The following is a 13688-nucleotide window of genomic DNA, read 5'->3' on the forward strand; positions in this document are numbered from 1 at the left end:
ACGGGGCACTCACCGCGGTGGGTGCCCCCGGTCCGTGCGGTCCTCGCGGCTCAGACCCGCACCGAACGTTCCAGCGCCAGACCCGGCTCACGGTTCTGCCGGGCGACGTGCAGAGCGCCGTCCTCACCGATCAGCGCGAGCACCACGCGGCCGTACGCGTCGTAGGCGAGCGCCGGGCCGCCCGTACAGCGCTCGCCCGTCGCCGACCACCACACGCCCGCCCCCTCGTTCTCCGTACCGCAGGCGGTGAGCATGATCTGGCCCTCGGGGTCGCGATGGGCCAGTACGGTGCAGTCGTAGCCGTCCAGCATGGCGCGCAGCACCGCCACGGGACCGTTCGCCGCCGAGCTGTTGAGCGGGATCGCCCAGGTGCCGGGGCGGTGCGCGACGACACCGCCGGTGGCCTCGTCGGCCCAGTAGTACGTCACCCTGTCCGGTGCGGTCTCCAGGGCCGAGGCGCTGCCCGGGACCTGGGCGAACGGGATGTCCTGGTCCTGCGTGAAGGCGCCGTCGGACTCGTTCTGGCTCCAGCGCATCGCCCGCCCCTCTCCCGGGACGAGCACCTCGACGCGTCCGGAGGCGGTGGCGGCCACGGCCGCCCCGTCCCGGAGCCGGCCGCCCTTGAGGTCCTGCCAGCCCTCCCACTTGCCGCCCGACTTCTCACGCCGCAGCGCGAGCCTGCCGTCGGCGTTGCGGACGAAGACGTGCAGCAGCCCCGCTGCGTTGACGGTGGCCGTCGGCGTCCCGAGCCGGGCCGCCTTCTCGCGGTCCTTGTGCGGATTGCCGAGGGAGTGCCACGCGGTGACGGGGCGTCCGGACTGGAACTGGGTGGCGTGCACGAGGTCGACGACCGGTCCCGCGTCCTTGCGCACCGTGCGACGCCCGGTGAAGTGCACGAAGCCGTCGAGGCCCTGAGTCACCGACAGCCGGGTCAGGCCGGCCGCCGGGAAGAGATCCGGGCCCTTCCAGTCGGGGCCGCCCGGACGGGTCTCCGTCCAGCGGAGCAGTCCCTCGTCGCAGAGCGCGTAGGCGGTGAGCCTGCCGTCCTTGCCGAGCACGAGCCAGCGGCCGTCGGCGGTCGCCCGCGCCGCTCGCTCCCTGCCCGCGTCCTGGACGTCGGCGCCCGGAATCGGGGCCCTTCCCCGGGCAGTGCGCCTGGATCTGACCGGCATGACGTGAAGTCGTCCTTCCCCATGGTTCCTCGGCCCCGGCATCGGAGGCCGTTTCGGCTCTCCGGCACGCAAGGGGCCGAACCCACCCATCATAGATTCCCGGTTCGCCCCGGGGACCAGCGCTCCCCCCGGCATCGAGGGGTGCTCGCCGGACAACCGCCCTACCACGGAAGGAATAACAATTCGATTCCGGAGTTGAAGATCGCGCGAAGGATTACACAAAATTCGAAAACCTGTCTATAGTGCACGCTCAGCCCCCCACATGCGTGGACCGGCCCCACCCGAGTCCCCAGCCCCAACGGCCCTTCCGCGGCCACGAGATCAAGGGACTCGCAGGATGAGCCATGACGTCGTTCCCCCCGGCCCGCCCCCCTCACGGCGGGCCGATTCCCGTAAGAAGGGGCGCAGGAAGGACGCCGGGGGCGGACGCCCACGGCGCCGTACCGGCCGCATTGTGCTGATCAGCCTGCTCGTTCTGGTGCTCGCCGCCGGCGGCACCCTCTACTGGCTGTACAGCCGCCTCGACGGGAACATCAAGGGCGTCGACATCAACAAGGCGCTCGGCGACGACCGGCCCGAGAAGCTGCCGACCAGTGGTCAGAACCTGCTGGTTCTCGGCTCGGACTCGCGGGCCGGCGCCGAGAACAAGGAACTGGGCGGCGGCGGCGACGTCAGCGGTGCCCGGTCCGACACCGCGATGGTGGTGCACATACCCGAGGGCCGCACCCAGGCCGTCGCCGTGTCCATACCCCGTGACACCCTGGTGACCAGGCCCGAGTGCACGAAGGCCGACGGCTCGGCGGTGCCGTCCGCGAACCGCGTGATGTTCAACTCCGTCTACTCCCAGGTCGGTCCGGCCTGTGTGGTCAAGACCGTCGAGAAGATGTCCAAGGTCCGGATCGACCACTACCTGGAGATCAACTTCGCCGGGTTCAAGGATCTGGTCGACGCGATAGGCGGCGTCACCATCGACGTACCGCAGGACATCGACGACAAGTCCTCCGGTCTCCACCTCACCAAGGGGACGCACAAGCTCGACGGCACCCAGTCGCTGGCGTACGTCCGGACCCGGCACGGCATCGGGGACGGCAGCGACCTCGGCCGGATCGGTCTGCAGCAGCAGTTCCTGCTGGCCCTGCTGAGCGAGGTCAAGTCGCAGAACCTGCTGGGCAGTCCGACCAAGTCGTACAAGATCGCCAACTCCGCCACCAAGTCGCTGACCACCGACTCCGGGCTCGCCTCGTTGACGTCCCTCGCGGATTTCGGCCGGTCGATGAACGGCGTGAACCCGGACACCATGGAAACGATCATGCTTCCGGTGGCGTACGACAAGCAGGACCGGAACCGCGTGGTGGCGGCCCAGCCGCAGGCCGGTGAGTTGTGGAAGGCCATCCGCAACGACGGCACGATCCCGGAGTCGGCGAAGAAGTCCCCCGCCACCGGCGGCTGACGGAGCGGCGGCGGCCGGTGCGTGGCACGCTTCCGGCATGCTGACCGAACGGACCCTGGTGATCGTGGACGCGGCCAATGTGGTCGGGTCCGTGCCCGACGGCTGGTGGCGGGACCGGCGTGGGGCGGCCGAACGGCTGCGGGACTCGCTGGTCCCGTTCGCCGCGGCCGGTCTGCCGGGGCACCCCGGCCCCGTCGAGCTGGTGCTGGTCGTCGAGGGCGCGGCTCGCGGCATCGAATCGGTGCCCGAGGTGCGGGTGGAATCGGCGTCCGGGAGCGGCGACGACCTGATCGTGGAGCTGACCGGGGCTCAGGGGGAACGCGCCTGTGTCGTCGTCACCGCCGACCGTGAACTGCGGCGGCGGGTGGCGCGGTACGGGGCGCGGTGCGTGGGCCCCCGTGCGGTGCGGCCGCTGCCGCCGTCGCGTACGGCCTAGTCCCGGCCGACCGGGGCGTTGATCCGGCTGTGTCCGCGCCCGTACGCGAAGTAGATGATGATGCCGATGATCATCCAGAGGGCGAACCGCAGCCAGGTCTCGGCCGGCAGATTCAGCATCAGCCAGGCCGAGGCCGCCACCGAGAGGATCGGGAGCAGTGGCACCCACGGGGTGCGGAACGCGCGGTGCAGATCGGGGCGGGTCCGGCGCAGCACGATGACGCCCAGGGCGACGACGACGAAGGCGAAGAGCGTGCCGATGTTCACGAGCGTCGCCAGTTCGTTGATGCTCGTGAAGCCCGCGACGATCGCGATGACCACGCCGAGCAGGATGGTCGGGCGGTACGGGGTGCGGAAGCGCGGGTGGGTCACGGAGAAGAACCGCGGGAGCAGTCCGTCGCGGCTCATCGCGAAGAACACCCGGGTCTGGCCCAGCAGCAGGATCAGACAGACCGTGGTGAGGCCGATGGCGGCGCCGAAGCTGATGAACCCGGCGTAGACGGGGTGGCCGACAGCCTTGAAGGCATCGGCCAGCGGAGCCTCGACCGACAGGTCGCTGTAGTGCTCCATACCCGTGACCACCAGCGACACGGCCACGTAGAGCACGGTGCAGATGAAGAGCGAGGCGAGGATGCCACGTGGCATGTCACGTTGCGGAACCTTCGTCTCCTCGGCGGCGGTGGCCACCACGTCGAAGCCGATGAAGGCGAAGAAGACGACGGAGGCGGCGGTGAAGATGCCCATGACGCCGAAGTTCGTCGGGGCGTAGCCGAACATCAGCTGGATCAGCGGCGCGGTGAGGCCGGAACCGGAGGGCTGCGGCTGCGCCTCGGGGATGAAGGGCGAGTAGTTCGCGGCCTTGACGAAGAAGAGGCCGGCGATGATGACGATCAGGACCACGGCGATCTTGATGGCGACCACGATCGTCGTGACCCGGGCGGAGAGCTTCATGCCGAGCACCAGCACGACGGTCAGCACGAGCACCAGCACGAAGGCCAGGATGTCGAAGCCGAATCCTTTCGCCACATCCGTTCCGGAGAGCACTCCGGGCATGGTCCAGCCGAAGTTGTCCATCAGCGAGCGGACGTAGCCGGACCAGCCGACCGCCACGACCGCCGTGCCGAGGGCGAACTCCAGCACCAGGTCCCAGCCGATGATCCAGGCGACGAGTTCGCCGAGTGAGGCATACGAGAAGGTATAGGCGGAGCCGGCGACGGGGACGGTGGAGGCGAACTCGGCGTAACAGAGCGCGGCCAGGGCGCAGACGATGGCCGCGACCACGAAGGCGAGGGCGGTGGCGGGGCCCGCGGTCTCCTTGGCCACCTTGCCGGTGAGTACGAAGATGCCGGTGCCGATGATGACGCCCACTCCGAAGACCGTGAGGTCCAGCGCGGAGAGGGACTTCTTGAGTGCGTGCTCCGGCTCCTCGGTGTCGCGGATGGACTGCTCGACCGTCTTGGTCCGGAACAGTCCGTCGCTGCTGGGTGGTGTGTCCTGCTGGGCAGTCACCGGCGTACCTCCACGCACTCGTCGTGAACGCCATGATTGGGAACGCCCCAGCGACGAAGAGCCACGTATCGAGCGATTTCACGCGAATGGGCCGGTCGGACCACCCGTACAGGGTGGCCGACCGGCCCATCGGCCGTAACGCTGGTCGCTCGTAAGGACCCGTGCTCCGCGGGTCAGTCGCGGACGGGTTCGATCATGGCCGCACTGTCCGCGCCCGTCTCGTAGCGGCCGTCCAGCTTGGCGACGAGGCCGGTGACCTGGCGGGCGATGTCCGGCGCGGTCAGCCCGATCTCGGCCAGGACCTCCTTGCGGGAGGCGTGGTCGAGGAAGCGCGGCGGGATGCCGAAATCACGCAGCGGTACGTCGACCCCGGCGTCGCGCAGCGCCTGGGCGACGGCGGAGCCCACGCCCCCGGCCCTGCTGTTGTCCTCGACCGTGACGACGACCCGGTGCTGCTCGGCGAGCGGGGCCATGGCCTCGTCGACCGGCTTGACCCAGCGCGGGTCGACGACGGTCGTCGAGATGCCCTGGGCATCCAGCAGATCGGCGATCTCCAGGCACATCGGGGCCAGCGCGCCGACGGAGACCAGAAGGACGTCCGGCCGGACGGTGCCGGGCTCGCGCAGGACGTCCATGCCACCGACCCGGCCGACGGCCTTGACGGCCGGGCCGACCGCTCCCTTGGAGAAGCGCACCACGGTCGGTGCGTCGTCGACCTCGACGGCCTCGCGCAGCTGGGCGCGGACCTGGTCGGCGTCGCGCGGCGCGGCGATCCGGAGCGTGGGCACGCACTGCAGGATCGACATGTCCCACATGCCGTTGTGCGAGGCGCCGTCGGTGCCGGTGACACCGGCCCGGTCCAGGACGAAGGTCACACCGCACTTGTGCAGCGCGACATCCATCAGGACCTGGTCGAAGGCGCGGTTGAGGAAGGTGGCGTACACCGCGAAGACGGGGTGCAGTCCGCCGGTGGCCAGGCCTGCCGCGGAGACCGCGCCGTGCTGTTCGGCGATGCCGACGTCGTAGATCCGGTCCGGGAACTCCTTCTCGAACTTGGTCAGGCCGACCGGCTGGAGCATGGCCGCGGTGATCGCGACGATGTCCTTGCGCTCCTTGCCGAGCTTGACCATCTCCTCGCCGAAGACGGAGGTCCAGTCGAGGCCCGAGGTGGCGACCGGGAGGCCGGTGTCGGGGTGGATCTTGCCGACGGCGTGGAAGCGGTCGGCCTCGTCGAGCAGCGCGGGGGTGTAGCCGCGGCCCTTCTCCGTGAGGCAGTGCACGATGACGGGCCCGCCGAAGCGCTTGGCGCGCTGGAGCGCGGACTCCAGGGCCTCGATGTCGTGGCCGTCGATGGGGCCGACGTACTTCAGGCCGAGGTCCTCGAACATGCCCTGCGGGGCGATGAAGTCCTTCAGCCCCTTCTTGGCGCCGTGCAGCGTCTCGTACAGCGGCCTCCCGACGACGGGGGTGCGCTCCAGGAGATCCTTGCCGCGGGCCAGGAAGCGCTCGTAGCCGTCGGTGGTGCGCAGCGTCGCGAGGTGGTTGGCGAGGCCGCCGATGGTCGGGGCGTAGGAGCGCTCGTTGTCGTTGACGACGATGACGAGCGGGCGGTCCTTGGCTGCGGCGATGTTGTTCAGCGCCTCCCAGGCCATACCGCCGGTGAGCGCGCCGTCACCGATGACCGCGACGACGTGGTCGTCCTTGCCCAGCACCTCGTTGGCCTTGGCCAGGCCGTCGGCCCAGCCGAGCACGGTGGAGGCGTGCGAGTTCTCGATGACGTCGTGCTCGGACTCCGCGCGGGAGGGGTAGCCGGAGAGGCCGCCCTTGCTCTTGAGCTTGGAGAAGTCCTGGCGACCGGTGAGGAGCTTGTGCACATAGCTCTGGTGACCGGTGTCGAACAGCACCTTGTCCTTCGGAGAGTCGAAGACCCGGTGCAGGGCGATGGTCAGCTCGACCACACCCAGGTTGGGGCCGAGGTGGCCGCCGGTCTTCGAAACAGCTTCGACGAGGAAGGTCCGGATCTCTTCGGCGAGCTGGTCCAGCTGCTCGGGAGTGAGCCGGTCCAGGTCGCGCGGTCCACCGATGCGGGTCAGCAGAGCCACCCGTTCCTCCTTGCGTTGAGCTGGTCGAGCATGCCGATCCGATGAGTCTAATGTTCCGTTCGCGCGCGAGGTCGGCGGGCGGGGCGTTAGGGACGCACTCGGTACATGGCCGAGGCTCCGTGCGTACACACGGTCCCGGCTGTGCCCGGCACCGCGAGGGGTGCCGGGCACGGGACCGGGCGGCCGTGATCTTACGCGCGACCTGCGGTCTTCTGGGTGCGGCGGGAGACCGAGTCGATGACCACGGCGGCCAGCAGCACCGCGCCGGTGATCATGTACTGGATGGCGTTGGCCATACCGATCATGTTCAGACCCTGCTGGATCGACTGGATCACGATCATGCCGAGCAGCGCGGACCAGACCTTGCCCCGGCCCCCGAAGAGGCTGGTGCCACCGATGACGGCGGCGGCGATGACCAGCATCAGTGTGTTGCCGCCGCCGACGCTCTTCGTGGCGCCGCCGGAGAGGCTGGCGATGAAGAGGCCGCCGAAGGCGCCCAGCGTGCCGGACAGGGCGAAAACGGTGATCCGGACCCGGTCCACGTTGATACCGGCACGGCGTGCGGCTTCCGGGTTGCCGCCGACCGCGAAGACCTGACGGCCGAAGCTCGTGCGCCGGGCGACGAAGTCCGCGACGACCAGGACGGCGAGGAAGAGCACCAGGGCGAGCGGCAGGCCACGGGCGCCCGCGGGCTCGTTCAGGACGTACGCGACGACGAAGCACAGGATCGCGACGAGCGCGGTGCGCAGCACGACCTCGCCGGTCGGTCGGGCGGGCAGACCCGCCGCCTTGCGGCGCCTGCTGTCCACCAGGAGCGAGGCGCCGTACGCGAGGACGGCGACCAGGGCGAGTCCGTAGCCGGCGGCCTTGTCCTCGAAGAAGTAGTTGGTCAGGTTCTCGACGACACTGCCGGACGGCGTGTTGATCGAGCCTTCCCCGCCCATCATCCAGTCCTGCAGACCGCTCCAGCCGAGGAAACCCGCCAGGGTGACGACGAACGCCGGTACGCCGATCTTGGCGAAGAAGAAGCCGTGCAGCGCGCCGAGAGCCATTCCGGAGAGAACGGCGACGATGATCGCGAGCCACTCGTTCCAGCCGTTGTTGACGTTGAGTACGGCCCAGACCGCCGCGCCGACCCCCGCGACGGAGCCGACCGAGAGGTCGATCTCGCCGAGCAGCAGCACGAACACGATGCCGACCGCCATGATGCCGATGCCGGAACTGTAGACGGCGATGTTGGCGACGGAGCTCGCGGAGAGGAAGTTGCTGTTCTGGAACTGGAAGACGATCGCGATGACGATCAGGCCGACGAAGACGGGCAGCGAGCCGAGCTCACCGCCGCGCACCTTGCGGGTGAACTCCGACCAGTAGCCCTTGAAGCCCTCCTCGCGGATGAGCAGACGCGGGTCGACGGCGGGTACGGGGGCTGCCGACTGCTCGGCGGCCGGTGGTTGCGGGGCGGGCTTCTCGGTGGAGGTCCCGGGGGTCTTGGCGAGGTCGCTCACTTCGCGTCCTCCTTCGTGGCCGTGCGTGCTTGGCGACGCGTGACGGCATTGTCCGTGGCGCCGGTGATCGCGGCGATGATCTCTTCGTGGGAGGTGCCGGCCACATCGAAGACACCGTTGTTGCGGCCCAGGCGGAGTACCGCCACCCGGTCCGCGACGGCGCGCACGTCGGCCATGTTGTGGCTGATGAGGATGACGCCGTGGCCCCGCTCGCGCAGCCGCTCGACCAGGTCGAGGACCTGGGCGGTCTGCTCGACGCCGAGTGCCGCGGTCGGTTCGTCCAGGATGACGATCTTGGGGTCACCGATCAACGCGCGTGCGATGGCCACGACTTGACGCTGACCGCCCGAGAGGGCAGCGACCGGGATGCGGACGCTGGGGATCCGGATGGAGAGGGTGTCCAGCAATTCCTTGGCGCGCTTCTCCATCGCGATCTCGTCGAGGACGGAGGCCTTGCGCAGTTCGCTGCCGAGGAAGAGGTTGGCGACGACATCGAGGTTGTCGCAGAGCGCCAAGTCCTGGTAGACGGTGGCGATTCCGAGATCCTGGGCGTTGTTCGGCCGGTTGATCCGGACCGCCTCGCCCTCCCACTCGATGACGCCTTCATCGATCGGGTGGACACCCGAAATGGTCTTGACGAGGGTCGACTTGCCGGCGCCGTTGTCGCCGACCAGGGCGACGACCTCGCCGGGGTGAATCTCCAGGTCCACATCGGTGAGCGCCTGGACGGCGCCGAACCGCTTGGAGATTCCGCGCAACGCCAGCACGGGCGTAGCGGACACGTGAATCATCTCCTTCGCCGCCTGACCGGCGGGGATGGTGGTGCTGAGCGCAGGGGTGTGCGAGAGGGATCCGGCGCCCGCCCCCGCCTGCGGGGCGTTGACGGAGCGGGCGCCGGACCGGCAAGGGGGCCCGGAGGCCATGGCCCGAGGGCGCTACTTGATACCGGCTGCTTCGCAAGCCGCCTTGTACTCGGGCGTGCAGATCTCCGAGGCCTTGTAGACCTTGTCGGCGATGATCGTGCCGGCGACGTTCTCCTTGGTCACGACCTGCGCGTCGTACAGCTTGGCCGGGATGCCCTTGACCGCGCCGGAGACACTGTCGACCTTGGTCGGGGTCAGGTCGTCGAACTTCTCGCCCTTGAGGAGCCTGACCGCGATCTCGGCGGTGGTCTCCGCCTCCGGCTTGATCTGCTTGTAGATCGTGAAGGCCTGGTCGCCCTTGAGGATGCGCTGCAGCCCGGCGAGCTCGGAGTCCTGACCGCCGACCGGGACCTTGATGCCCTGCTTGTTCAGGGCCGTGATGATGCCGCCGGCCATGCCGTCGTTGGCGGAGTAGACGCCCTGGAAGCCGTCCTTGCCCAGGGAGTCGATGGCCGCACCCATCTTCTTGTTGGCCTCGTCAGGCGACCAGTCCGGGATGTCCTGCTCGTAGACGACCTTCTTGACCTGGGTGTCCAGGACGCTGTGCGCACCCTTCTTGAAGAACGGGGCGTTCGGGTCGAGCGGCGAGCCGTTGATCATGACAACGTTGCTCTCCTTGGCCTTGGCGCCGAGCGCCTTGACCATGGCCTCCCCCTGAAGGCGGCCGATCTTCTCGTTGTCGTACGACACGTACGCGGAGACCGGGCCCTCGGCCAGGCGGTCGTACGCGACGACCTTGACGCCCTTCTTGGCCGCCTGCTCCACCCAGGACTTGGTGGCCTCGTAGTTGACGGAGTCCACGATGATGACCTTCACACCCTGGGTGATGAGCGCGTCGAACTGCTTCTTCTGGGTGTCGCTCTCCCCCGCCGCGTTGCTGTACTTGACCTTGCAGTCGCCGCACAGCTGCGTGATCTTCGCCTCGATGATGGGGCGGTCGAAGGTCTCGTAACGGGTGGTCTTGTTCTCCGGCAGCAGCAGGCCGATGGCCTTGCTGTCGCCACCGCCGCCGGCCTTGTCGTCACCGCCCGCCTTGCCGCAGGCGGCGAGGGAGACGGCCATGGAGACTGCGGCCGTGCCTATGACGATGCGTCGCGTCGTTGCGTTCATGCGGGTTGCCTCCCTGACGAGGCCGCGACGTCGCGGCCGAGGTGGCTGGAAGTCAACTCGGCCGCACCGTCAGCGTCAAGGAGTAAATCCTTAACGAGATGACAACGGTGCCATCCGTTTTCTAAGTGAAGACAGGGGTGGCCGTCGACAGGGTGCTTTCCAAAAGGGTTGAATCCCCCATCTCGCTCAGCACCAGCGCCAGCGCGCCCAGCACTTCGGCCCGGCCGCCGAGCGCTCCGGGCAGCACCGAGAGCTGCCGGGCGGCGCTCGGAATGGCGTAGCGGGAGACCGAGTCGCGGATCGGCGCGAGCACCAACTCGCCCGCCTCGGCGAGCGAACCGCCGAGCACCACCCGGCTGGGGTTGAGCAGATTGCAGAGATTGGCCACCCCGCTGCCGATGTGCCGTCCGACGTCCCCGATCACCCGACGGCAGCCGGGGTCGCCCTCACGGGCCAGCTGGACCACTCGTTCCATGGTGAGGTCGGGCCCGTGACTGGGCTGGAGCAGCGGCAGGACGTAGCGCGCGGCCGTGAAGGTCTCCAGGCATCCCCGGTTGCCGCAGCGGCACACCGGGCCCGATTCGTCGAGCGTGATGTGCCCGATCTCACCGGCCGTGCCGCCCGGCCCCCGGTAGATGTGCCCGTCGATCACCAGACCGGCCCCGACCCCGCTGGCGACCTTGATGTAGGCGAGGTCCCTGACCCCCCGGCCGCTCCCCCACACCAGTTCGCCGAGCGCCCCGAGGTTGGCGTCGTTGTCGACGTACACCGGCACTCCGAGCCGGCCCGCGAGCTCCTCGCTGGGGTTGATGCCCGTCCAGCCCGGCAGGATCGACGTGGAGCCCAGCGTGCCGGACTCGACGTCGATCGGGCCGGGAACTCCGAGGCCCACCCCGATCACCTTCTCCGGGCTGATCCCGGTCGCCTCGATGAGCCGTTTGACCAGCCGCTCGGCCCGGCCGAACCCCTCCGCCGCCGAGGCGTCGACATCCATCGGCTCGGACTCCTCGGCGAGCACCTGGTGGGCGAGATTGCCGACCGCCACCCTCAGATGCGTATGACCGAAGTCGACGCCGACCACGATGCCGGCGTCACCGCTGAGCGAGACGCTGCGGGCCCGGCGGCCGCCCGCCGAGGTGGGGGTCACCTCGACCGTGCCGCCGTCCTTCAGTTCGCGAACGATGTTGGAGACGGTGGCCGCTGACAGGCCGGTGCTCCGTGCGATCTCCGCCTGCGTGAGCGAACCGGCCATGCGCACCGCGCGCACGACCCGCTCAAGGTTGGCGCGATGCAGAGATGTCTGCGACCCCGGAGTCTCCATCGACTCTCTCACTCCTACCGTTTTCTCCAACATGTGAACTCTAAGCTGAGCGTTTTGGGGTACTCCCCGTCAAGACCTTGAGCATGCGAAGCCTCGGATGAGCACCCGGCCCTCACCTGGGCGGTCCCCCTCACGCGACGAACCGCCCGTCGGCGCGTGGCCGGCGGGCGGTTCGGGTCCGTACGAAGGTGAGGGGCGCTACTTCACCGCACCCGCGGTGAGCCCAGCCACGACCTGCCGCTGGAAGATGATGTAGGCCGCGAGGACCGGCAGCATCGCCATCACCAGACCGGCGAAGAGACCCGACCAGTCACCCTTGTATCCCTGGCTGTTGGCCAGTTCGACCAGCCCCTGGGAGAGCACCCGGTGGTCCGGATCGGTGTTCAGCACGGTCGGCAGCATGTACTGGTTCCACTGCCCGAGGAAGTTGAAGATACCGACGCTGATCAGGCCGGGCTTCGCCATCGGCAGCATCACCTGGAAGAACGTCCGGGTGTGCGAGGCCCCGTCGAGCATCGCCGCCTCCGCCACCGAGGTCGGCAGGGTCCGGAAGAACGAGGTGAGGAAGAAGACGGTGAACGGCAGCGAGTACGCGATGTAGACCATGATCAGTCCGTGCCGCGTGTTCAGCAGTGCCATGTTGTTCATGACGAAGAACAGCGGGACCAGCGCCAGGATGATCGGGAAGCTCATCCCGCCGATGAACAGGTAGTAGAGGAAGCGGTTCCCGGGGAAGTCGAACCGCGCCAGTACGTACGCCGCCATCGACCCGAGCAGCAGGGTGCCGACGAGCGAACAGCCCACCACCACGATGGTGTTGAAGAAGTAGTCGCTCATGTGCGCCTGGCCCCAGGCGCGCGACCAGTTGTCGAAGTGCAGCTTGTCGGGGAGCGCCAACGGCGTCGACAGGATCGAGTCGTCGGACTTGAACGACGACATGACCGCCCAGAGCAGCGGCATGACGACCAGGATCGCCCAGATGATCAGCACACCGTGCGAGAAGACGTTGAGGACCTGGCCCTCGCCGCTCTTCTCCTTGCCGACGGGGGCGGGCGCCTTGGACACGGGGGCCGGGTCCGCCGCCGGAGCGGGGGGAGCGGTGTCAGTGGTCTTCACGTGTACTCACCTCGTACTGTCGAGCCGGACACGGAGGCCGACCTGTGGTGCTTGTGGTGCCTGCTGGGGGTCCGGGCGCCGTCTCCCGTCAGTCGCGGCATCAGAACTCCAGCCGCTCACGCCGGCCCAGTCGCATCACGATGGCGGCGAAGGCCATGGTGACGATGAGCAGTCCGACACCGATCGTCGTCGCGTATCCGGCCTGTCCGTCGCGGAAGGCGGTCTGGTAGACGTACAGCGGCAGGACCGTGGTGGAGTAGTCGGGGCCGCCGGGGCCCACGGTCATGACCTGTACGGCGGTGAACGCCTCCACGCCGAGGGCCAGAATGCCCATGTAGACCCAGCCCGACTGCACCGTGTCCCAGAGCAGCGGGAGGGTGATCCGGAAGAACGTGGTGAAGCGGTTGGCGCCGTCGAGGAGCGCCGCCTCGTAGAAGTCCTTCGGGATGGACGCCATGCCGGCGGAGAAGAGGACGACGAAGAACCCGACCGTCGACCAGACCAGGACCGACATGACGCAGATGAGCGCGAGGTTCGGATCGCCCAGCCAGTCCGGCTGGATGGATCCCAGACCGATCGCCTTCAGTGTCGAATTCAGCACCCCGCTGGTGGGGTTGAAGCCGAACTGGAACAGCAGGGCGACGATGACGATCGACAGCACCTGCGGGAAGAAGTAGGCGATCTTGTAGAAACTCGACCCGCGCACGCCGGAGACCGCGGCGTTCTTGCGCCGCCGGCCCCCGACATTGAGCATGAAGGCGAAGAAGAGCGCCAGGCCCAGCGTCACCAGCGGCAGCAGCAGCACGAGCAACACGCTGTGCTGCAACGACTTCCAGAAGATGTCGTCCTTCAGCATCCTCGTGTAGTTGTCGAACCCGACCATCTTGAAGTCCGGGCTCAGGCCGGTCCAGTCCGTGAACGAGTAGTAGATGGACTGGATGAACGGCCAGATGACGAAGACCGCGTACAACGCCAGTGGGACTACCAAGAACCCCACAATGAAACGGTACTTGCCGTGCTGCATCGTTTACCGACCCCGATCTTT

At 68.4% G+C, this 13688-nt stretch carries 11 protein-coding genes; 2 read left to right on the forward strand and 9 right to left on the reverse strand.

The window, feature by feature from the left end; genetic code table 11:
- Positions 1 to 50: 50 nt before the first annotated feature.
- Positions 51 to 1172 (reverse strand): DUF8189 domain-containing protein, encoded by a 1122-nt coding sequence (locus ACZ68L_RS11855; RefSeq protein ID WP_469576288.1) that lies wholly within the window; start codon positions 1170 to 1172, stop codon positions 51 to 53.
- Between the two features lie 337 nt (positions 1173 to 1509).
- Here ACZ68L_RS11855 and ACZ68L_RS11860 point away from each other — a divergent pair, with 337 nt between their 5' ends.
- Together ACZ68L_RS11860 and ACZ68L_RS11865 are read left to right on the forward strand one after the other, a co-directional pair.
- Positions 1510 to 2622 (forward strand): LCP family protein, encoded by a 1113-nt coding sequence (locus tag ACZ68L_RS11860; RefSeq protein ID WP_469576289.1) that lies wholly within the window; start codon positions 1510 to 1512, stop codon positions 2620 to 2622.
- 37 nt (positions 2623 to 2659) lie between these two features.
- Positions 2660 to 3058, forward strand: coding sequence for an NTP pyrophosphohydrolase (locus ACZ68L_RS11865; RefSeq protein ID WP_469576290.1), 399 nt, complete (start codon positions 2660 to 2662; stop codon positions 3056 to 3058).
- On the opposite strand, the gene ACZ68L_RS11870 is transcribed toward ACZ68L_RS11865, so the two are convergent.
- From ACZ68L_RS11870 to ACZ68L_RS11905, 8 genes are all read right to left on the reverse strand, one after another.
- Positions 3055 to 4566: an amino acid permease gene (locus ACZ68L_RS11870; protein WP_469576292.1), complete on the reverse strand. Its 1512-nt coding sequence runs from the start codon at positions 4564 to 4566 to the stop codon at positions 3055 to 3057. The genes ACZ68L_RS11865 and ACZ68L_RS11870 overlap by 4 nt on opposite strands.
- 173 nt (positions 4567 to 4739) lie before the next feature.
- Positions 4740 to 6668 (reverse strand): 1-deoxy-D-xylulose-5-phosphate synthase, encoded by a 1929-nt coding sequence (gene dxs, locus ACZ68L_RS11875; protein WP_469576293.1) that lies wholly within the window; start codon positions 6666 to 6668, stop codon positions 4740 to 4742.
- Between the two features lie 191 nt (positions 6669 to 6859).
- The gene (locus ACZ68L_RS11880; protein WP_469576295.1) at positions 6860 to 8173 is read right to left on the reverse strand and encodes a sugar ABC transporter permease; all 1314 of its coding nucleotides are present in this window, start codon (positions 8171 to 8173) and stop codon (positions 6860 to 6862) included.
- A complete protein-coding gene (locus ACZ68L_RS11885) occupies positions 8170 to 8964 on the reverse strand; it encodes an ATP-binding cassette domain-containing protein (RefSeq protein ID WP_361448045.1) in 795 nt (264 codons plus the stop codon). Before ACZ68L_RS11885 ends, ACZ68L_RS11880 begins: the two co-directional genes overlap by 4 nt.
- A 144-nt stretch (positions 8965 to 9108) precedes the next feature.
- Complete coding sequence (locus ACZ68L_RS11890) at positions 9109 to 10206, reverse strand: sugar ABC transporter substrate-binding protein (protein WP_469576297.1); 1098 nt, start codon at positions 10204 to 10206, stop codon at positions 9109 to 9111.
- Positions 10207 to 10327: 121 nt separating this feature from the next.
- On the reverse strand, positions 10328 to 11527 hold the full coding sequence (locus tag ACZ68L_RS11895; protein ID WP_469576299.1) for an ROK family transcriptional regulator: 1200 nt from the start codon (positions 11525 to 11527) through the stop codon (positions 10328 to 10330).
- Positions 11528 to 11725: 198 nt separating this feature from the next.
- Positions 11726 to 12643 carry a carbohydrate ABC transporter permease gene (locus ACZ68L_RS11900; protein ID WP_469576301.1) on the reverse strand — a complete coding sequence of 306 codons (918 nt, stop codon included), beginning with the start codon at positions 12641 to 12643 and terminating at the stop codon, positions 11726 to 11728.
- A 100-nt stretch (positions 12644 to 12743) separates the two neighbouring features.
- Complete coding sequence (locus ACZ68L_RS11905) at positions 12744 to 13667, reverse strand: carbohydrate ABC transporter permease (RefSeq protein ID WP_351074964.1); 924 nt, start codon at positions 13665 to 13667, stop codon at positions 12744 to 12746.
- Between the last annotated feature and the right edge of the window lie 21 nt (positions 13668 to 13688).

Source organism: Streptomyces sp. NPDC104309, assembly GCF_055584025.1.